18 protein-coding genes and 2 pseudogenes are annotated in these 20,427 nt (G+C 40.3%); 7 read left to right on the forward strand and 13 right to left on the reverse strand.

All coding sequences use genetic code 11. The features are described 5' to 3' along the window. Positions 1–555: 555 nt before the first annotated feature. The 3 genes and pseudogenes from BMW59_RS22420 to BMW59_RS10675 form a co-directional block, all read left to right on the forward strand. Positions 556–666, forward strand: a pseudogene (locus BMW59_RS22420) (KGG domain-containing protein); the annotation flags it as partial. 285 nt (positions 667–951) lie between these two features. Beyond that, a complete protein-coding gene (locus BMW59_RS10670) occupies positions 952–1,227 on the forward strand; it encodes a hypothetical protein (protein WP_177174291.1) in 276 nt (91 codons plus the stop codon). 49 nt (positions 1,228–1,276) lie between these two features. Further along, positions 1,277–1,459: a hypothetical protein gene (locus BMW59_RS10675; RefSeq protein ID WP_093051508.1), complete on the forward strand. Its 183-nt coding sequence runs from the start codon at positions 1,277–1,279 to the stop codon at positions 1,457–1,459. A 534-nt stretch (positions 1,460–1,993) separates the two neighbouring features. On the opposite strand, the gene BMW59_RS10680 is transcribed toward BMW59_RS10675, so the two are convergent. Then, positions 1,994–2,512, reverse strand: a complete 519-nt coding sequence (locus tag BMW59_RS10680; protein WP_093051511.1) for a sigma-70 family RNA polymerase sigma factor — start codon at positions 2,510–2,512, stop codon at positions 1,994–1,996. Between the two features lie 258 nt (positions 2,513–2,770). Between BMW59_RS10680 and BMW59_RS10685 the strand changes: the two genes are divergently transcribed. The 4 genes and pseudogenes from BMW59_RS10685 to BMW59_RS22425 all read left to right on the forward strand — a co-directional run. Next, a complete protein-coding gene (locus BMW59_RS10685) occupies positions 2,771–3,163 on the forward strand; it encodes a hypothetical protein (protein WP_093051514.1) in 393 nt (130 codons plus the stop codon). Positions 3,164–3,601: 438 nt separating this feature from the next. Next, the gene (locus tag BMW59_RS10690) at positions 3,602–4,081 is read left to right on the forward strand and encodes a competence protein ComK (protein ID WP_177174292.1); all 480 of its coding nucleotides are present in this window, start codon (positions 3,602–3,604) and stop codon (positions 4,079–4,081) included. Between the two features lie 227 nt (positions 4,082–4,308). Beyond that, positions 4,309–5,031 (forward strand): YecA family protein, encoded by a 723-nt coding sequence (locus BMW59_RS10695; RefSeq protein ID WP_245733065.1) that lies wholly within the window; start codon positions 4,309–4,311, stop codon positions 5,029–5,031. 261 nt (positions 5,032–5,292) lie between these two features. Next, positions 5,293–5,429 (forward strand): annotated as a pseudogene (locus BMW59_RS22425) (L-lactate permease); the annotation flags it as partial. 136 nt (positions 5,430–5,565) lie between these two features. Here the strand turns inward: BMW59_RS22425 and BMW59_RS10700 are convergent. The 12 genes from BMW59_RS10700 to BMW59_RS10755 form a co-directional block, all read right to left on the reverse strand. Further along, entirely contained in the window at positions 5,566–6,420 is an 855-nt protein-coding gene (locus BMW59_RS10700; RefSeq protein WP_093051519.1) for a hypothetical protein, read from the reverse strand. Between the two features lie 73 nt (positions 6,421–6,493). Next, entirely contained in the window at positions 6,494–7,201 is a 708-nt protein-coding gene (locus BMW59_RS10705) for a hypothetical protein (protein ID WP_093051522.1), read from the reverse strand. A gap of 20 nt (positions 7,202–7,221) precedes the next feature. Next, entirely contained in the window at positions 7,222–7,743 is a 522-nt protein-coding gene (locus tag BMW59_RS10710) for a signal peptidase I (protein ID WP_093051525.1), read from the reverse strand. A gap of 485 nt (positions 7,744–8,228) precedes the next feature. Next, positions 8,229–9,374, reverse strand: coding sequence for an HD-GYP domain-containing protein (locus BMW59_RS10715; protein WP_093051528.1), 1,146 nt, complete (start codon positions 9,372–9,374; stop codon positions 8,229–8,231). 15 nt (positions 9,375–9,389) lie between these two features. Continuing rightward, positions 9,390–10,025 carry a response regulator gene (locus BMW59_RS10720; protein ID WP_093051531.1) on the reverse strand — a complete coding sequence of 212 codons (636 nt, stop codon included), beginning with the start codon at positions 10,023–10,025 and terminating at the stop codon, positions 9,390–9,392. Next, positions 10,018–11,577 (reverse strand): sensor histidine kinase, encoded by a 1,560-nt coding sequence (locus tag BMW59_RS10725; RefSeq protein ID WP_093051534.1) that lies wholly within the window; start codon positions 11,575–11,577, stop codon positions 10,018–10,020. The genes BMW59_RS10720 and BMW59_RS10725 overlap by 8 nt, the downstream gene beginning before the upstream one ends. A 568-nt stretch (positions 11,578–12,145) precedes the next feature. Beyond that, positions 12,146–14,389, reverse strand: a complete 2,244-nt coding sequence (locus tag BMW59_RS10730; protein WP_093051537.1) for a glycoside hydrolase family 65 protein — start codon at positions 14,387–14,389, stop codon at positions 12,146–12,148. 150 nt (positions 14,390–14,539) lie between these two features. Then, positions 14,540–16,222 (reverse strand): glycoside hydrolase family 13 protein, encoded by a 1,683-nt coding sequence (locus BMW59_RS10735; protein ID WP_093051540.1) that lies wholly within the window; start codon positions 16,220–16,222, stop codon positions 14,540–14,542. Positions 16,223–16,254: 32 nt separating this feature from the next. Continuing rightward, positions 16,255–17,073 (reverse strand): carbohydrate ABC transporter permease, encoded by an 819-nt coding sequence (locus BMW59_RS10740; RefSeq protein WP_093051543.1) that lies wholly within the window; start codon positions 17,071–17,073, stop codon positions 16,255–16,257. After that, on the reverse strand, positions 17,073–17,936 hold the full coding sequence (locus BMW59_RS10745) for a carbohydrate ABC transporter permease (protein WP_425441268.1): 864 nt from the start codon (positions 17,934–17,936) through the stop codon (positions 17,073–17,075). The genes BMW59_RS10740 and BMW59_RS10745 overlap by 1 nt, the downstream gene beginning before the upstream one ends. A 53-nt stretch (positions 17,937–17,989) precedes the next feature. Continuing rightward, on the reverse strand, positions 17,990–19,222 hold the full coding sequence (locus tag BMW59_RS10750) for an ABC transporter substrate-binding protein (protein WP_093051549.1): 1,233 nt from the start codon (positions 19,220–19,222) through the stop codon (positions 17,990–17,992). Between the two features lie 200 nt (positions 19,223–19,422). Further along, the gene (locus BMW59_RS10755) at positions 19,423–20,427 is read right to left on the reverse strand and encodes a LacI family DNA-binding transcriptional regulator (protein ID WP_093051552.1); all 1,005 of its coding nucleotides are present in this window, start codon (positions 20,425–20,427) and stop codon (positions 19,423–19,425) included.

The following is a 20,427-nucleotide window of genomic DNA, read 5'->3' on the forward strand; positions in this document are numbered from 1 at the left end:
ACAATTACTAATAAAAATAAAATCACAACCATTTTACATTGGAAGAAGCACCTGAATAATCAGGTGCTCAGATTGACGAGGAACCCTTTATAAAAAATGAGGGATTCTTTTTTACTTAACCACGAGTGGCAGCGTGTTTTCATATAAAAATATTATATTTGGACCTACTAAAAACGTAGTAGACAGCAATTCCTAAAATAAATTATTTGTGTAAAAAAGGTTTGGTAAGGAGGGCAAGTTGGCAAAGGAAATTACCATAAGCTTTAAAATGCTTTAATAACTTTAAGGAGGAGATTTCAGATGGCACATAACCAATCCAGTCAAAATAACTCAAATGAAAAAATGAGTCGTGAAGAAGCTGCAAAAAAAGGTGGAGAAGAAAACGCCAGACAGCATGATAGTGAGCACTTTGCAGAGATTGGTGAAAAGGGCGGCAGAAACTCTTCTGGAAACCAATATACGGCCAGCAGCAGTACTAGTTCAAACAGCAGTAATTCTAATAACTCCAATAGCAGTAACAGCACAAGCAACCAAAACAACAGCTCAGATGGAACAATGAGTCGTGAAGAAGCTGGAAGAATAGGCGGCGAACAAACGAGCAAAAATAAAGATAAAGAGTTTTACCAGGAAATCGGGCAAAAAGGCGGTAAAAACTCTTCAGGCAACCAGTATACAAATGACAGCAATTAATATTCCTCGTTCTCAGAAAGAGGTGGAAGGCTAAACACACTAAAGAAGCAGAAAAACCGCCCGAATAAAGAAAAAAAAAGAAGAAGATATGGATGTCGAACCCCAGCGTGAGACAGCGCAGAACAAAAGAGGAAAAGAAGAAGATCCAGACGATAACGAATAGCGTTTGAAACCCGGCCAAAGCGGCCGGTTTTTTTCTGGATAAACCTCGTTTTATAATATTGATATAAATGTGCAGGCGGATGCCCATTTCCCTAGGTGGTGAAAATCGACTATGGCTTGGCAAAGGATTTTTTAAGAGGGCACCCCTCAAAGAAAGTTCCCACCGTTCCAGAAATTCCTGAAGCATTCCAAAGGAGTAAAGAAGTAGAACCTCCAGGGCTCAGAATTAAGAAATTTACTTTTCACCATACGTTAAAGACACCACACATAATCCTTGAAAATGTTGTTCTTGTAAGGAAACGGGAATTTAAGGAAATGAGGCTTTTTATCCTGTACAGCTCTGTGATTAAGAGAGCAGGCATTTTGATTATTTAACACTTTGGTTTATCGGACAGTGTCAGTTTTGATAAGGAGGTTGTGTATCATGAGCTATACGCATGAGGAGCTCACAAAAAGATTAGAAGAAAGAATAACCCATTCAAAAAAAGGGAGATTAAACATCATTAATAAGGAAATTCCTTTTCAGGAAGGCCGCGCCGGTTTAGATCCGAGAGTGAAAAGATTTCTTACAAACGAGGCCGATCCGAATATAAGACGTCCGATCTAAATCGATGACCTTGAGTTTATTAAGGCTGTTTCCATATATAAAAGTCTTAAAATTAATCCCACTAAAATAATAAGACACACCTCCTGACGAACTGACTCCACAATTTGTCCATACCTATAAGAATCATTTTGTTCGCAGGTTATGTAACTATTTCGGGAACGATAATTCATCTCCAGGTCCCCTGTTTTTCATATAATAAGTTTAATGGTGTAAATATTTCTGGGGGGAGGGGATTCAGCTATGCCATATTATAATCTCAAACGCATATGGACGCCTTTGGAGTTTGTCGGGGTGAAGATTTACAAAGATCAAGAAAGCAATAAATATTTCAGAAAGAATCGTACAGGTCAGTATAAAAGTGTAGGAAGTCCTCCTCGTAGAAATGATAGTTAAGAAAAGAATTAAGAGGCATTCCGCTTATCGAATGCCTTTTTTATTATTACGTTTCTATTTAGCCCCTTCGCCGAAACAACTAAATTTCAAAGCTTACCTGCCAAAAAATTTATTTATCAGTTTCTATGGTTAAAACCCTCATTAAAACAACTCCTCCCTCTTTTCCCTCAATTTCTTAAGAGCGGTTTTCCGCCATGTTTTGACGGTGGTGACGGAGACGCCGAATTTATCGGCGATTTCCTGTGGTTTATGACCGTGAAAGAGTGCTTCTCGCACCCAGTCTTTTTCCCTTGTCGTTAGACTAGTCCGTTCGAGCCAGTCATAGAGAATCACCCGCTCCTCCTCATTGAACACGATGCCGGGGCAAGTCTCTCCCATCTGCATCGGTTCCACAGGCACGTTGTTCGTCTGCCAGCGTTCTTTTTTCTCAAGCGACTGCTGGATGCGGCCGTATACATAGCTTTTAGCGTAAGCCGGAAATGCGCCGAGCTCACCATCATGACGCATCCATGCTTCATATAACGCAATCCTAGCTGTCTGAATATAATCCTCTTTATCACTGCCCAGATTCCACCTGCGGATCAGGCCGTAAATCATAGGCTCAAACTGTTTACAAATCTCCTCAAATTCCACATCTTTCTGATACTCGATTTTCTCCAAGGGATGTCTCCTGCTTGGAAGCGCGCTTCCGCTTATTCCGCGGTAAGTTCAGTTTAAAAGCTGCATTACAATCGAGCGAATCACCGTTCTTCGCGTTTCCCTCAGTGAAATGTCACGTACCAGCAGGGGAAATATGGATTTTGTTCTAAGGATATAAGATAAAAGGTGGGAATTTTTATGTACAGCCTCTCCTCCTTTTTTGATTTACTATTGTACTTATTTAGTGAATTAATAAATTGAAAACTGCGAGGGATAAAAATGAATAAATTTAAACGAGTTTACATTAAAGAAGAGCTAGTGGCACTGACTGGAGATCACAGGTCGGCTATTATTCTGAACCAGTTGATCTACTGGTCCGAGCGTGTAAGGGATATTGAAGAGTTTATCGAGGAGGAAAAGCACCGGGACGGTTGTAGCCGGGAACTGACAAAAGGCTGGTTTGCCAAAACTTCGGAGGAGCTTGCGAAAGAAACATTAACACATATGGCCCCGGCCACAATGCGCCGCTATTTAAAAAAATTAGTTATAGGCGGGTGGCTGAATGAACGCCCCAATCCTATTGACAAACGGGACCACACGAAGCAGTACAGAGTGAGCATTGCCAACATCCAAAAGGATCTGCAAAAATTAGGTTACACTTTACAAGACTAACAAGGCGGCTGTTACACCCCTTTAGTGAACACAAAACGCCGCTCCAATCGGTACAAAAGTCACGAATTGTCAAGATTACTTTCCTATATTTTTAGCAAAATACGAACAGAATATGACAATTTAACCATATTTTCTAAATTAAGAGTGTATCATTTATACTTTTGTTATATAATTTTTTTGATTAATAGTCGCATGGAAATGTGGGAAGTGTGATGTCCGGCACAGGCGTGAGTCAGTAGCTTCCGCACTACGATTCTCCTGCCCAGGAATGTGGGTTGGACATTGTCTGCTTCTCTCACAAAGATCAAAGTTTCCTATAACTTCAATCTTCCAGTAATATGACAAAAAAGGTCGTGGTCGTCAATCAATGTTTTCGAATTAGTTGTGAATTTGCTATTTTGTAAGCGGTATATAATTTAAATTGAGAGGAAATAGATGATGAAAGAGAAATTATACAAAAATTATTTAATACATTCAAAGACGCTTGCTATTTTACCTTCAAAACAACTAGGTTTCGACTCCATTGTACTAGAAGCAGACAGGGAAATCCCTGTAAGGCGGACGGCAATCCAAATTATCGACGATACGTGTATCGACGGCTTGTCAACTTACCAGGGAAGACGGAGAGCTGTAGCAAAAATTTTAAAAGCTTTTCAGAAACTCCCAATTATTTTAAACGAAAAGGAGAGAATTATAACCTTCCCCACAGTCTCTCCTGAGAACATGGAGTGCGTCTGGATCTGTTTTAATAATGTATCCAGCTACACTCCTTCACCCAGCGATGAGGACACTACTTCAATAACCTTTTATAATGGTAAGCTCTTGAATGTTCCTGTAAAATACCACGTCATTCACCGGCAGATGGGCCGGGGGGCAAAACTGTATTACTACTGCTTCCGCCCGCCCTTTGGAGCCTGAAAAACAGTATTTTTAAAACCTGTTAAACCACTTGCCATTGAAGGTGAGTGGTTATTTTAGATGGAGATGCTATGAGCTAAAATTACTGCTAAACAACTCATTTTCATCGAAAAGACCAGCGTGTGCACTGCCCACATTCACTCAAAATCCCCATTTTTGCTGGTACCATACCGTCCTGCCTCTGTTACAATAGACACAAGTAAAGTTTAAAAGAAAAGAGGGATATGATGGCTCGGTTAACTGAGTATGTGATTGCCTTAACCCATCTCTACGGACTCGTTCATAAACACAAGGTCGTGGAGATTTATAATAAACACCATGAAAGTGAGGCGGCTGCAGAAGATATTGAGAAACTGTATGACACGCCTCCTGACGAACTGACTCCGCAATTTGTCCATACCTATAAAAACCATTTTGTTCATGAAGCGATTATGGAGTTCGGTGAATTTGAAGATCATCTTGCTCAGCGGAAGGGCAAGCCGTATTACATCCCAAATCGGACAGAATTGCTGAAATATACTGATGATATGTACCTTGAAAGAACTGCGCCATTCTACAAACTGCTGACGTATTTAACATCCCGTTACTTTAAGAAAGATAAAGAAAAAGCTTATGAATTAGCCGATGAGATTCAGGCCATCTGTCACGCGGGTTTCAGCACGAACACGATCTTCGATACCATTGCAATCTATGGAGTTGAATTCAAAGATGAGAAAGAGGTAAACAAACTGGTTCCCCTCATTTTAGATCTGGCTAACCACACACGGTTATGGGAAAACAACGGATTTACCCCGCATGAACTATCCGAGTCTTCCGAGAAACCAAACTTAATGCCGCTTCCGTTGATGAAAGACAGCGTCTCTACGGCTGGTCCTAGTGAAAAAGCCGGCCGGAATGATCCTTGTCCATGCGGCAGCGGCAAAAAATATAAAAAATGCTGTCTGAATTAATATCGCCCGCTGATTTAGAAAGCATGTAGAAAATGTATGATGATTGAAGTTATCCTCAAAGGTACGCAAAATATATTTGCCTACCTTTGAGGATTTTTTCTGTTTTAAAAAAGGGGTGGAAATGAGTGGTCCAGAAGAAAACGGTTTATGTTTGTCCAGAAAATGAACTTTTCCTTAAAATGCTCACTAACTGAGCAAAACAAATTTGTTTCAGAGTTCTGCATTCCAATTGCGATGATCTGCGCCATTATTGGCATTGTTGTATCACCTCAATCCATTGCTATTGCCACCGTCAGTTAGGCAGAGAATCCGAATTAACCAAAATGACACTGAAGTATAGCTTTGTCCTCGTACTGTTTGTATGTATATGGACTTTTATCTTGTCGTTGTTTATCTAACTTAGCAGATTTTCATCTTAGATTGATAAATTAGCAGGCTGGGTAGCTTACTGATTTAGTTATCAGCAGGCTACCCGCCCCCTTAACTCAAGACAAGAGACATCCCCGGGTCAATCATTTTAAAAATCACTGGCTATCACTCAGCTGCAGCCTCTATAATGTCCTCATCCTTTTTCTCTTTCTTCCCCTCTTTCTTTTTCTCTTTATTCTCTTCTTTATTTAACTTCTTTTCATCCTTAGTATCCTCATTCTCTTCCCCACCTTTTTTATCCTCATCATTTCCTTTATCGGTTTCATTATCAGTCTCCTTATCGTTCACTGACTCTGAGTCTTTACTTTTTTCATCAGGCATATTTTTATCTTTCTTGTCGTTCTTATCTTTAGGGTTCTTCTTCTCTTGCGGTTTATTTTCCATGTTCTTTTCAATATCTGTGTCATCTGTGAGTGACTCTTCTTCAGGTTCGTTATGGTTTTCAACTTGATCATTACTCTCATGATCTTCCTCATCGGATTTCACGTCCGAACTGGTTGATTCCTCTGTTTCTGTACCTGTTTCTTTTTCAGCAGACGATCCGTTTATTAGCTCAGGATCAAACTTCAATTCGTATGTTTCATGAATATATTTCTGAAATCCTACTAACTCCAAAATTTCCGCCTCACTGTAGGAAGCGTTAAATGCAAACTCTACATTCCGCACTTCACCAGGACCAAGATCAAAAGTCTTTAAGTTTTCACCCGTGAGAGATAAAGAGACAGGTACAACGGTTACTGACCGGTTTTCTATAATAACTTGAAAATGGACTTCTCCATTTCCTGTGTAATCAGGTTCTCCGACGTAAACTTCCAATATCTCAGATGTAACCGGAGTCGTAATTGTATTTGACCGAAAGGAGGCTTCTCCTGTAAATCCTGATGCTGCGGCGTTTCCAGACGTCAAAATAACCCCGCAAGCAATCACTAAAACGGCTGACATTTTACTTAATAAAAGCATCCTTGTTTCCTCCTTTAAAAAAAGAACCAGAGATCTCTCCCCAGTTCTCTTTCCACTTATCTATACTGTTTACTTACTCCTGCTCAGCTAACTCTCTTTCAATTTCATTGTTTTGCTCTACCTTAACTCTGAATTCAGATGTCATTGTAGCAGCTTGATACTCATTTCCTGCACTCTCATCAAGTCCTAAAGAGACTTCAATTTTAACTTTTTCGTCAGGTAAGAAGGTGCGGTGTTTATCTAACGGGTTTCTATTGCCTCTTTGGCCTTTACCCAACAGCTGACGAAGGTCATTACTCGCTAAGTTATCAGAAACTGACTCTTCAGCAGTCACATTTCCTTCACTATCATAAAAAGTATAATCTACTGTTACCGCAAAAGGTTCAAGTATTTCTGTTGCACTGTCTCCAGAATATCCCCAGCCTTTATTAGCTCTGTCATAAAGGTTGGAGTCGAAGTCAAATTCAGAATTCATCCAGCCAATATCGAAAGCGCGCGTCCCGTCATTTTTAATAAAAAACGGTTCTGCGACCCATGTTTCCCCAGGTAAGAGATCAAGCCCATGCTCATCTTTAAACAATTGGAAGGTGTTATCGCTCCCAACTGGATTATCCGCTGCGTCATAAAGCCCTACGTCAATTGTTGCTGTCTCCAGTGCATCAGCATTGACTGAGCCTGTAGTTTCACTGTCATTAAAACTTGAGTAAGTACCAAATCCGACTGTTGCGACCAAAGTTGCTGATAAGGCTGTTCCGATTAAACCCTTTTGAATTTTGTTCATAATAAATTCCTCCTGTTTTGTTATGTTTTTTGAATGACTTCTTTTGAGCCGGCTGAATTATCGTTTCTGAAAATCCATTTAAAGATTTCTAATATAACTGCAATAAGAATCGGCGCTGCTATTAAAGTTATAAAACCCGTTAAGGAAGTAAGATAAGAAATAACATAGCCGAACTTTGGAATCGTCATCTGGTGAACGCCCTGAACTTCAGACGGATCGACTAATGAACTGTCGGCAAGGTCATTATTATCACCTTTAGTTTTGAACTGGCCATCTTTTATACCTATAAGTCTGTGTGTGACTAAGGTTTCACCTTGCTTAAAGGTAATGACATCTCCTACTGCAGGATTTTTTGTCTGATTAATTATCAGCAAATCCTGTGTCTCAAATTCCGGTACCATACTGTCAGAAAGTACAATTAATGCTTCGTAGCCAAACAATGATAGGTTGGATCTGTCTTCATCAAGTATGAATAAAGGCCATACAAGGAATATTGCACCTATAATTATGACCGTTACCAGCCAGCTGCTTATTTTTTTCATGCTTACCCTCCTTTAAGATGGGCTGGTTAACTTGTTAACTACATCATAAAACGATTTCAGGAAGTCAGGTATCCTGCACCAGATTGAATTACATTGCTTCCAGGATGATTCCTTTTCTCATACTCAAGGAGGAGGCAAGTCCAACTTTCCATTTCCACTTCCAATTAACACTGCCCACAAAAAAAGAAGGACCTGAATGTCCTCTTCGACACTCACATCCTTCTTTCATTTATTCACGTTCCGAGGAAGCTTAATTAACCTAAGGTGGTACTTTCCAGAAGTCACGGGCAGCTGTTTGAGATCCCTGCCGCAGCCAGGGCATGCCCACAGCCCGTGACCCGAACTGCTGTAGGATGTCCTTTTGCATTTCTTGCAGTGCTTTTCATACATGTGTCATCCTCCAAGAAGTTTTTTAATCAGCTTATCAAAGGAGCGGGCACTGGGGCATTCTCCTTCAGGATTAAATGTATCCTTCTTTAGAATGATTAACTTGCTTTTACATCTGTTTGGCTGCTTTTACCACTCATCACTTTCAAAAACGCATTAACCACGTTTGAATCAAACGTTCCCCCTTTTTCGTTTCTAATCTGACCGAGGGCTTCTTCACAGGACAATGCCTCCCTGTAGGCACGTGAAGTGGTCATGGCAAGGTACGCTTCAGTAATTCCAAGTATTTGAGATAGCACAGCTATCTCCTCTCCGCCGAGTCCATAGGGATAGCCTTTCCCATCTATCCTTTCATGATGTTGTTCAGCTGCTGTACGGATCCTTGAAAACGTCGCGTCTTCCCCTATAATATCTCTTCCCATGACACAATGTTGTTTAACGACTTCGAATTCGATATCTGTCAATCTCTCTTCTTTTTCAAATAAATAATCCGGCCATTGAACACGGCTTACAAAATGGATAACAGCTAACAGCTCTACTTCCCACCTTTGAATACGCTCCTCAGGAAAATAATGACTCATTTTAAGCATCAAATCACTGGATTTCGCTATTTCTTCCCGGGTAATTTGTGTTTTAGTTTCTACAACTGGAACCAGGGCGTGCAAGAGCGACATAAGGTGCACCCGTTTCTGCCTTTCATTCTCTTCAAGTGCCTCTAATCGTTTCTTTTCAGTGCCCTGTATAATGAAAAAACCAATGAAAAGCACGGCTATGCCATAAACCAGCCTGTCAAGATTGGCTGCTGTGAACTCCGCTGCTGATGAAATGCCGTTAAATTCTGTGTCATATAATAAAAACAGCTTATAAAAAATAATAAAGAGGGCTCCCCATATATAATAAATTTTTACGTTATAATGAAGGGCCAGCAGGAGAGGAAATAACAGCAGGCTAATCCACATCTCACTATAGTGAAAAGGATTATTAAAAACAGTCAAGAGGAAAAGAGCCAGCATGATGAAGCTATGTCCGTGCGCTTCACTCTCTCTTCCTTTTATATAAAACGTATATAACAAATACCCGCCCCAATAAAACAACATACATTGCAGATAAGCGATCATTGTGACTAAAGTGAGGCTGTGCCCTGCCATAAGCTGCACACTGACTGTTATAACAGAAATAAGCGTGAAGAAGAGTGCCAGGCTGATTAATATCTTTTCCCCTGTATTCTCTTTCTTAAAGATCACTTTTTCCGCCTCCTTTTATACCGGTATGTCAATCAGCCGATTTTTCAAAGCATATACGACAGCCTGAGATCTGTTTGGCTGGCCGGTTTTGCGGAGAATACTGCTCACATGGGTTTTCACCGTGGTTTCGGAAATAAAGAGTTCCTGCGATATTTCATGGTTGCTTAAGTTATTGACGATGCACCGGAAGACTTCCTCTTCCCGTGGCGTCAGTTGAAGCTTGTCCTTTTCACTTTCTTTTGCAGTCCCTGGATGCTGCCTCGATACTTTCGGCTGAAAACATGAAAAGCCTTCGATCACCATCTGAATGGTGGCCATAATTTTATCGGGAGGCGTATCTTTCATAATATAACCATCCACCCCTGCATCCATGGCATTATAAATGTCTTCACTGTTATCATAAGCTGTCAGCACTATGATTTTAGTATGCGGTGAAGCCGTAATAATGCGCGGGCTGCTTTCTATAATGGATTGTCCTGGCATTTTTAAATCAGATAGAATAAGATCGGGCTTTAATTCAATAGCTTTATCCAATAACTCATCGCCATCAGATGCTTCCTCGACTACCGTTAAATCCTGTGCTGCTTCGACGATCATTTTCAGGCCGTCTCTGACAATCTGATGATCATCAGCCAGTATGATATTATGCATAATGAGTTAACCCCCCTCTTGGAATTATAACAACAGCTTCTGTACCTGAGCGATTTAAATCCCGTATGGAAAATGTTCCGCCTAACTTCTCTGCTCGTTCACGGATGCCTTCCAGTCCGGTCCCTCCCGCGTAATCTTTCCGCTGCTTATTTACCTTTTGAGATTTTCTAAAGCCCACCCCATTATCCGTTACTTTGATGACCCATTGTATAGCATTTACTTTAACTTGAAGAGTCATAGTGGTAGCTTTCGAATGCTTTATACAGTTGGAGACCATTTCCTCCGTCACTCTGTAGACAGCTTCTTCTGCTTCAAGGGATTCATTCAGCACCTTTCCTTGCGCTGTATAAGAGTACGCCATATCTGACTGCTGCATGAGTCTGTTCAATAGACTCTCCAATGCGTCCAGGACATTTTCCCTTTTATGTTCCTCACGTAAATAAGCAATATACTCTCTAACTTCTAAGTGACACTGCTGAATACTTTCTTCCACTTTATCTATGTTTTCTTCAATTGTATGGGGGGCCTCGGAATTTCTCACAAGAAGACGCGTTTTAAAAGTCTGAGCGGATAAGAAGAATAATTTCTGCGCAAGCCCGTCGTGCATGTCACTGGCTAATTTATCAGACAGATCCTTTTTCATAGCTTCCTGAATCCGTGCCATTTCTTCAGACATACATTGTTTATTAATGAGTACGGCACTTATCATATGTAGGTAAAGGTCACTAAAAGCATTTTTTACAGGACGCCGGCTTACCGGGAGAAGAATGACGAACCTGTTACTTTCTTCCCCCTTGCTCCTCACAGGAAAAAAATAAAATGTTCTGTCATTACCTGCGTGATCAGGCAGCTTAATAAACGTTTTAGCATGACTGTTGAAAAAGCCTTTATCAAACAGTCTTCGTTTAAAATAGTGCCGATGCCAGTCGGTCATATCACTGCTTTTGTCATTGCGGCATATGTAAACCTTTCCGGTAGCGAAAATCTGTTCCACTAAATTCTCAGCTATCTCCTGACATTGAGAGAGATCCTTATGCTTATGAGAATTCAATATAAAGAACGATATAGCCCGCCAGTGTTTATATACTTTGAAAGCCTTGCGGGAAATTATATGTAACAAAATGTATAACACAACAGGAACAAGTAAAGCTGCAAATAACGCCGGCGATACCTCTTCATTAAAACCTGTAACACGCCCCGTTATGAAGATAGCTGATGTAAAGAAAATAAAACTCCATATATATGTATACTTATTACTGCTTAAAGAAGATAAAGCGATATACAACGTGCTCGATAAATATAGAACTTTATAAGGTTCTAAAGCCCCTGTTAAAAATGTCATTGAGGCTAACAGCCCTGCCTCAAATAGGACAAGCATAACCCAAAACCTGTTCTCAATTCTTTTATACAACAGAAGCAGCATCGCTAAATTTATAATAAGAAGAAGCAGCGTACTCCATGGAGTCAGAATATCAAATGTAATAAGGATTAACAGAAATACCCAACGTGCCACTAAAACAATATGTCTAAGAACGTTATTAAAAAAGAACAAACGCTCATCCCCTACTTAAGTATTAGTCCCTCCACAGATAAGTATAGGTTATTTACCATTTTAAAACAATTATCAGTTTTGTCGTTTTTGCACTATTGCAGTCGAAACCACACATGGGCTTCATTCATTTATGTAATAAGCCATACGGAACGGTCCGTATGGCTCTAGTCTGTTACTTTAGAAGTTGATACTTGCTTGCGAGAGGGATTGTGGCGCTTTTGGGCGGGATTGTTGCACTTTTGGCCAGGATTGTGGTGCTCCGGACAAGGTTTGTTGTACTTCCGACCGAGTTTGTGGCACTTATGGCCGGGATTGGCACTCTCGGTCGGGATTGTGGCACTTTGGAGAAGGTTTGTCGCACTTCCGTTCAGGATTGTTGCACTTTAATACACGATTGTGGCACTTCTGACCGAAATTGAGGCACTCCCCCACCATAATTGTGGCACTCGGCCCCACAACCCCAACCAGAACCGCCGCAGAGTTTATCGAAAACGCCGTATCGCGCTCCCCCAACTAGGCTACCCTTCAATCCGCATTCGTCACAAGAAATGCCAGCCTCCTCATCACGTTATAACTCAAACCTCAGTTTCGATTCCAGTTTAACCGATTCATTAAAATGATGAATGGTTAACGGTTCACCTTCCAGCAGACGGTACTCCACCTGTTCAGGTTGGAGGATAACTTTAATAAGCCGGTCCTGATAAGTCATATTAAAGTTAATTCCATTGAGTTGGCTTGGTAAGGACGGGGAGAAAAATAAACCGTCTTCTTTAATACGCACGCCTCCAAAGCCGAATACGATGGATAGCCATGTTCCTCCCATATTCGCCATATGAAGGCCATCTTTGGTATTCCCATGTGTGTTGTCCAAATCAAGTCTCGCCGTTTCCATAAAGTAATTATAGGCTTTATCATCGTAACCCAGTTTTGCGGCCATAATGCTGTATACACAGTAAGACAATGATGAATCGTGTGTGGTTACTTTTTCATAATAATCATAAGACCGCCTGATTGTATCTATATCCTGTTCATCCTCAAGCAGGAAGTGTGAAAGGACAGTATCTGCCTGCTTACATACTTGATAACGATAGAGGGTTAATGGATGATAGTTTAATAATAGGGGATATTTATCAGCTGGTGTATTCTTCAGGTCCCACACCTTTTTCTGTAAAAAAGTATCATCCTGAGCGTTGATGCCTAACTCCTCATCATAAGGGAGGTACATCATTTCTGCTGCTTCCTCCCATTCCTTAACCTCATTTTCAGTGACGTTCAATTCCCTCATTTTATCAGTGTTCTGATTGATTACTTTAGCAGCCCATTTTAAATTATGTTTTGCCATCGCATTTGTAAAATAATTATTATTCACAATACACGTATACTCATCCGGTCCGGTGACATCATCGATACGGAATTGATCTTTATGAAAATGCCCAGTATCCAACCATAGACGCGCTGTTTCCGCAAGCACCTCCGCTCCATACTCTTTCATAAAGGAGTTATCGCCTGTCACCAGATAATATTGAATATAACTATAAGCAATATCTGCACTTATATGGTATTGCGCAGTGCCTGCCGGGAAAAAGGCTGAACATTCGCTACCTGTGATGGTTCTCCACGAAAATAACGCTCCTTTAGCATGCCCTACTTCTTTTGCTCTCTCTTTAGCAGCTTCCAATACAGAATAACGATGGAGCAGAAGCTTTTTCGCTAACTCTGGATTTGTCATTAGGAACACTGGAAACATATAAATTTCTGTATCCCAGAAATAATGACCCTCATACCCTTCTCCAGATAACCCTTTTGCTGCAATATTACTGACTGAGTCTTTACCGACCGACTGCAGAAGGTGGAACAGATTAAAGCGGATCCCTTCCTGAAGCTTGTCATCCCCTTCTACTTGCACATCTGCATGATTCCAAAAATTATTTAAGTAGTCCTCTTGCTCTTGAAGGAGCGTTTCAAATAGTTTATCCCCAATCTCATTCTGAACCTTAAAAGCTTGCTGTTTCAGATCCTCTCCGTGCCTTAACGTATCCGTAAATACATTCTTTTTAGTAAATTCAACGGCTTCATTTGTTTCCCAAGTATAGTGATCCTGAACACGTCCGCTGGTTATCTCACACTTATACTCGTAACCAGGGGTACACGTGGATTCCGACACACAGGCTGCTGATAAATTTGAGGCTAATGTTTTGTTGACGATGACTGCTTGCTGATGGGACCCGTCCACTTCTTCCACGGTTAACCTTTTAGCATGTCCGGAGGCCACTCGAGGATCATTTGGATCGGTAAAATTCGAGACATCTCCGTTTAATTCCGACCAAACTTTTATGGTATTTACCTTTGAAAGAGGCTCGATTTTCACATTAATAGCAAACAGTTCTCTCGTTACGAATGAAACAACTCTTCTAAAGTGCAGTTTCACTTTCGCGCCTTGTGGAGATTCCCATTCTATAATGCGTTCAGAGTAGCCTTTATCAAAATACAGATTCTGTTCATAGTTTAATACTGTTCCGTCAAAAACTGAGAAACGTTCCCCGTTAATGTAAATCTCGACAGTCTGCGCATCTATGACGTTAAGCAATTTCTGCTGCGTTTCCGGAAAAGCATGAAGTTTTTCACCGTACTCAATTCCGGTTACATCATGAAACGCATTTATGTACGTACCGCGGACAGAAGTCATCCCCTGTTTATAGCCCTCTTCAAAGTTACCCCTGACACCGATATAGCCATTCCCTAATGCATATAGACTCTCATTTTCCAGCAAACTATCTTTGTTTACTCCCGTCTGGGTTAGGTGCCACACCATTTATACCACTCACTTTCTGGCTTAGTCATTTTCAAAACTCTTTCACTTTGTTATTTCTGTTGAGTTGGTTTAAAAAAAGTATAAATGGCTCCCTATAGTCTTTTTCTATAGGTGAGCCATATTCATTTCACATATCCGGTGATAGCCTGTCTATATACACTTTCCTTTATAAACTCTTGCTTCATAAGGCTGGATGGTTAATTGAGATTGGAAATCTTCTTGATCCTCATAGTTGCCAATTAACACTTCCGAATTCGTCATTTTTATATCAGGCACGTTAATTTTAACTGTGTCATCACTGAAATTTGTGAGTACTAATAACATTTCATCATTTAAACTCCTGGTATAAGCAAACACCTTCTCGTGCTCAGGTAAAATTAACTCATAATCTCCGTAGACTATAACAGAATGTTCTTTTCTTAACCGGATGAGCTGTCTGTAATAATGGAAGATAGACTGGTCTTCCCGAAGTGCCTTTTCAGCATTTATTTTCTTATAGTTTTCGTTTACTTTTATCCATGGCTCTCCTGTTGTAAAGCCTGCGTTAGGCGAATCATCCCATTGAACAGGTGTTCTCGCATTATCACGGCCTTTAGTGTAAATTGATTTCATTACTTCATTCTTATCTCTGCCCTTTTCATGAACCTGCTCATTATAAAAATTAATCGTTTCAATGTCCCGATAATCTTCAATGGAATCAAATTCAATATTTGTCATACCAAGTTCTTCACCCTGATATATAAAAGGTGTCCCCTGAAGCATATGAAGAAAAGTACCTAGCATTTTGGCAGATTTATCGTGGTAATTGTCATGATCTCCAAACCGTGAAACTACCCTCGGCTGATCGTGGTTATTTAAATACAGGCTGTTCCATCCGATCTCATGCAGTCCAGTTTGCCAACGGCTTATACTTTCCTTAAGATCCTTTAAATCCAAGGTTTTTAAATCCCATTTACCTCCTGAACCGGAATCCAAGTCCATATGTTCGAACTGGAAAACCATTTGTAATTCATTTCTGCTGAGGTCAGTATATTTCTTAGCTTCCTCAACACCGACGCCCGGCATTTCACCAACGGTCATGACATCATAATCCTTCAGTACCTTTTGATTCATTTCCTGAAGAAACTCATGAATGCGGGGCCCGTTCATGAAGAACTGTCCACCAGACCCATACACTTCATTTTCTTTTTTAGGCGCGTCAGGAAGTCCCGGAGTTTTAGAGATAAAATTAATAACATCCATTCGAAACCCGTCTATCCCCCGATCCAGCCACTTTCGCATCATTGCGTATATGTCTTCTCTCAGTTCCTCATTCTCCCAATTCAGGTCTGGCTGTTTTGGGCTGAATAAATGCAGGTAGTAATCGTCAGTCTCTTCATTGTATTTCCACGCTGAACCCCCAAAGGTGGCTCCCCAATTGTTAGGTTCTTTCCCGTTTTTACCTGAACGCCAAATATAATACTCTCTGTATTTACTATCTTTAGATTTCTTAGCATCCTGAAACCATTCATGTTCGTCAGAGGTATGATTAACAACTAAATCCATAATTAATTTCATGTCCCGCTTATGCACTTCTTCCAAAAGATTTTGCCAATCTTCCATTGTGCCGAAATCTTCCATAATTTGGTCATAATGGGATATATCGTAGCCATTATCATCATTAGGTGACTGATAAACAGGCGAGAGCCAGATGACATCAACACCTAAATAGTTTAAATAATCGAGTTTCTGAATGATCCCTGGGATATCCCCAATTCCGTCTCCATTGCTATCATTAAAGCTTCGCGGGTAAATTTGATAAACAACACTTTCTTTCCACCAATTATGTTCCATGTTAAAACCTCCATGTAATTATGAGACTAACTTTATTTTAGGGAGCCTCTCATGACGCCGCCTATAATCCATTTTTGAACGAAAATATATAATACAATCATAGGAAGCATGGCCATTAAATAAGAAGCGAATGCCAAATTGTAGTCAGTACTGAATTGTCCTTGGAATGCATATTGAACTAACGGCAATGTATACATACTGGAATCACTTAAGATAACAAGCGGCAGCATAAAATCATTCCAGGCTGCCAGTGCCGTTAAGATTGCCACAGTCGCATGCATAGGCATCATCATAGGAAAAATAATTTTCCAGAAGACCTTCCACGTTCCTGCGCCATCAATGTGTGCTGCTTCCTCCAGTTCCACCGGAAGCGTTTTAACGTAGCCCACATATATAAACACATTAAATGCCAAATGCATCACACCATTTAAGAAGCCAAGCCCTACCAGGTTGTCCATCCCCCATGCACTTGTCTGTAGGACAAGAGGCAGCATAATAATAGGAAATGGAATAAACATGGCACTAATGAAGTAGAAGTATAGAAACTTATAAAACTTCTTGTGCATATTACGAGCAATAGCATAAGCAACCATAGAGTGAGTCAACACAACAATTGCTACTGTAAACACGGTGACAAATACACTGTTACCCAGGGCATTAAAGAAATTCGTCACCTCTATCGCACGGAAGAAGTTGTCAAACGTCCAGGTCTCAGGCAAGGCTAATAAATTCCCCGTCATCTCCTGAGGTGTTTTAAATGCAATTGTAATAGTTAAATACAAAGGGAAAAGAATAAATACAGTTCCCAAAATCAGCAAGATGGTGGCTTTCCAGTTAACTTTACTGCTCATTAGCCCTTCACCTCTTTTCGTTCAAGAATACGGAGCTGAATAACCGATATAGCCACAATGACTATGAAATAAATAACCGCATTGGCAGATTGATAGGCAAATTGTCCACCTTCAAAACCGCCACGATAGATCAATAGGGCAATTGATTCTGTTGCGCGTCCTGGTCCACCGCCGGTCAAGCCAATAATCTGGTCAAATGCCATTAGAAAGTTTTTCATCGCAACAACCATATTGATAGTGAAAAATGGTGCAATAAGGGGGAAGGTAAGCCTCCAAAACTTAGCCCATGAGCCTGCCCCGTCAATATCCGCTGCTTCATAAACTTGGTCATCAACAGTCGAAAGTCCAGCGAGGTAAAGCAGTGTATTAAATGCTGTGGATTGCCAAACAGCAACAATGACTACCCCAATCCAGGCGAGGTTCTGATTACCTAATATGTTTCGAGAAAGAAAATCTATATCTAATGCCTGGCCTAATTGCGGAAGCATATGAGTAAACATAAATTGAAAGATAAAACTTACAATCAACACACTCAATATAAATGGCAAAAAGTACATGGCTCTTAGTGTTTTTCTAAACTTAATCTTTGCGTTAAGCCCTATAGCGATAAATAAACTCAGCATGTTCACAAGAAGAGTCGCCACTATAGCAAATTGAAAGGTGAAGCCGTATGCGCTGAGTGCTCTTCCATCTTGAAACACATTGAAATAGTTAATAAATCCGACAAAATCCCAATCTCCATAACCTCTGAAATTAGTGAAACTGTAAAAAATCCCTTGTAAGGCTGGATATGTATGAAATATAAAAAAGAGGATGAATGCCGGCAGTACCATCATGAGAAACACATGATCTTTTTTCACGATTATGACCTCCTATAAGGGATAGGGGGTACCTGTTTCGTGATACCCCCGGGCACTTACCTATTTTGATTTGCATCCCATTCATTATCGATCTCTTCCAGTGACTGTTCTTTATTTTGGTTAATCAGGAAATCCTGAACTAAGTTTTCTACTCCCATACCAGCTGGGTAATAGTGGTCAGGGAAACTAGTTAGTCTGTCATTTTCAAAATACTCGCGGATTCCGTCAAATACTTCGTCTTCCTGAAATACACCTTCTACTGCTGAAAAGGCACTTTGCTCGTCAATATACTGTTCAGCAACGTCCTGACTAACCATAAACTCAAGGAACTTTTCTGCTTCTTCCGGATGATCTGTCTCTTCACTGACTGTTAATACAACATCCACCCCGGAAACTAACTCATTTTCTTCAGCATCTTCGTTCGATGGCAATGCAAACGTCCCAAGTTCAATATCCGGGTTAGACTCTAAAATCTCAGGAATCGCCCAGTTCCCTTGGATATAAAAGACACTCCCGCCAGTCGCAAAAGCTCTGTTCCCGTCATTGTAACCGACACCAAAATTATCTGAATGACCATAGTCAAGTAATTGAACCATCTTATCTGCTACTTCATCGTACTCGTCAACAAATGTTGCTTCTCCTTCATTTTTACGCTCAGCAAAATCATCTTCCACCAGGTTCCCTGCTACAGCGTTCCAAACTGCCATACCTGTCCATGCTTCCTGAAGAGTAAAGAAAATTGGTGTTTCACCTGCATCTTGTGCTGTCTCAAGAACATCAATGAATTCGTTCCAGTCCTGAGGGATGTCGATTCCTAACTCATCGACTTTTTCTTGGTTGTAAATTACGTGGTTTGCGTTTGTAGCATACGGCACACCATAATTACCTTCAGACTCAGGGCCCACTAACGCATTTAACATGTCAACATAGGATGACTGTACCTCATCAAGTACCGCAGATTCAGTAAAATCTTTAAAAACCCCTTCTCTTGCCAGTTCACCATAAGTAGCATTACCGCCTATAGACATGAGGTCAGGCATATCCCCTCTTGTTAACCTTGTTCTCAATACAGTCTCTGCTTCCGGAGGGGCCTCTAAATTAATGGATATGTCAGGGTTTTCACTTTCAAAATCCTCAATAAGTCGCTCGTAAGTCCCTATACTTTCTGATTTGTTTGAGAAAAGCTCCAAAGTGACTTGGCCATCTCCACCGTCTGTCCCGCCACATCCTGCTGCAAAAGCTGTTAAACCAAAAGCCGCCGGTAATAAAAATACTTTTTTTATAGACATAAAATAATTCCTCCTTAGAAAATATACGACTCTACGTAAACGTTTACTGAAAGGGTAAAAAATAATAAACGGATCGCTTTCTAAATTTCTCTTCAAAACTCTTTCAATAAAGGGTTTTATCGGCATCATCAGACAGCTAACTATAAATATTAATTAACCTTTACGAAAACGTTTAACCTTAAGTTAAAAAAAACAAAAAACTAATTTATTTTTTTTACACTTTCTCTTTCAACAATCTTATGAGAAACAATACAATTTTCAGGAACCGTGCCTGTGTTAATCATGTTCATTATCATTTCCCCTGCACTTTCACCCATCTTTAACATAGGCTGCGCCACTGTGGTTAATGGAGGGATACTCATTTCTGAAATAGCCAGATTGTCATAGCCAATTACTGATAATCTGCCAGGAATATCTATGTTCATTTTGTGAGCTTTTGAAATGATTCCTAGCGCCATTTCATCACTGGCAGCAAAAACAGCTGTTAATTCTGGATGAGCAGAAATAAGTTTTTCAAAGGCTTCTGATCCATCTTTAAAGCTGAAGCCACGCCCAGAAACGATAAGACTTTCAGAGAGAGGAACCTGATTCATTTCCATTGCCATCTTAAATCCTTCAATACGCGGTAGACCAGCAATCATATCTTGTCTATTCCCGCTTACCATCCCTATCTTAGAATGCCCCTGTTTAATTAAGTATTCCGTAGCATGATAGGCTGCCAGCCGGTCGTCCACCTTAACGTGCGGAACAGGTAAATTAATAGATTCGGACGATAACAGAACGACAGGTATGTTGAATTTATTTAGAAACTCATAATATTCATTTTTTAAAATTTCACTTGTAAAAATAATACCATCTACTTGTTTTTCTTTAAGAAGATGCAGATATTGCATGGTTTTTTTTCCATTAGATTCAGTGTGGCACACAATCACACTTGTCCCAGTTTGATGAGCGACATTCTCTATCCCGCTAACCATTTCAGAGACAATCATACTTGATATACTGGGCACTAAAACCCCAATTGTATTTGTCCGCTTACTTATCAAGCCCCTGGCTACGCCATTAGGATGATAGCCTAGTTCTTCAATAGTCTGAAGGACTTTCTTACGCGTTTCTTCTGTGTACCCCTCCTTATGGTTTAAAATTCTGGAAACCGTAGCAATGGATACATTAGCTTTTTTTGCGACATCTTTAATAGTTGCCAA

It is taken from the genome of Salipaludibacillus aurantiacus (assembly GCF_900111295.1).
Lineage (GTDB): Bacteria > Bacillota > Bacilli > Bacillales > Salisediminibacteriaceae > Salipaludibacillus > Salipaludibacillus aurantiacus.

Bases quoted from the DNA above. Each gene is read 5' to 3' on its own strand.
- BMW59_RS10720 (WP_093051531.1), bottom strand. From the start codon at position 10,025: ATGCATAATATCATACTGGCTGATGATCATCAGATTGTCAGAGACGGC.
- BMW59_RS10750 (WP_093051549.1), bottom strand. From the start codon at position 19,222: ATGTCTATAAAAAAAGTATTTTTATTACCGGCGGCTTTTGGTTTAACA.
- BMW59_RS10690 (WP_177174292.1), top strand. From the start codon at position 3,602: ATGAAAGAGAAATTATACAAAAATTATTTAATACATTCAAAGACGCTT.
- BMW59_RS10735 (WP_093051540.1), bottom strand. From the start codon at position 16,222: ATGGAACATAATTGGTGGAAAGAAAGTGTTGTTTATCAAATTTACCCG.
- BMW59_RS10685 (WP_093051514.1), top strand. From the start codon at position 2,771: ATGAATAAATTTAAACGAGTTTACATTAAAGAAGAGCTAGTGGCACTG.
- BMW59_RS10740 (WP_093051543.1), bottom strand. From the start codon at position 17,073: ATGAGCAGTAAAGTTAACTGGAAAGCCACCATCTTGCTGATTTTGGGA.
- BMW59_RS10700 (WP_093051519.1), bottom strand. From the start codon at position 6,420: ATGCTTTTATTAAGTAAAATGTCAGCCGTTTTAGTGATTGCTTGCGGG.
- BMW59_RS10710 (WP_093051525.1), bottom strand. From the start codon at position 7,743: ATGAAAAAAATAAGCAGCTGGCTGGTAACGGTCATAATTATAGGTGCA.
- BMW59_RS10695 (WP_245733065.1), top strand. From the start codon at position 4,309: ATGGCTCGGTTAACTGAGTATGTGATTGCCTTAACCCATCTCTACGGA.
- BMW59_RS10730 (WP_093051537.1), bottom strand. From the start codon at position 14,389: ATGGTGTGGCACCTAACCCAGACGGGAGTAAACAAAGATAGTTTGCTG.
- BMW59_RS10675 (WP_093051508.1), top strand. From the start codon at position 1,277: ATGAGCTATACGCATGAGGAGCTCACAAAAAGATTAGAAGAAAGAATA.
- BMW59_RS10705 (WP_093051522.1), bottom strand. From the start codon at position 7,201: ATGAACAAAATTCAAAAGGGTTTAATCGGAACAGCCTTATCAGCAACT.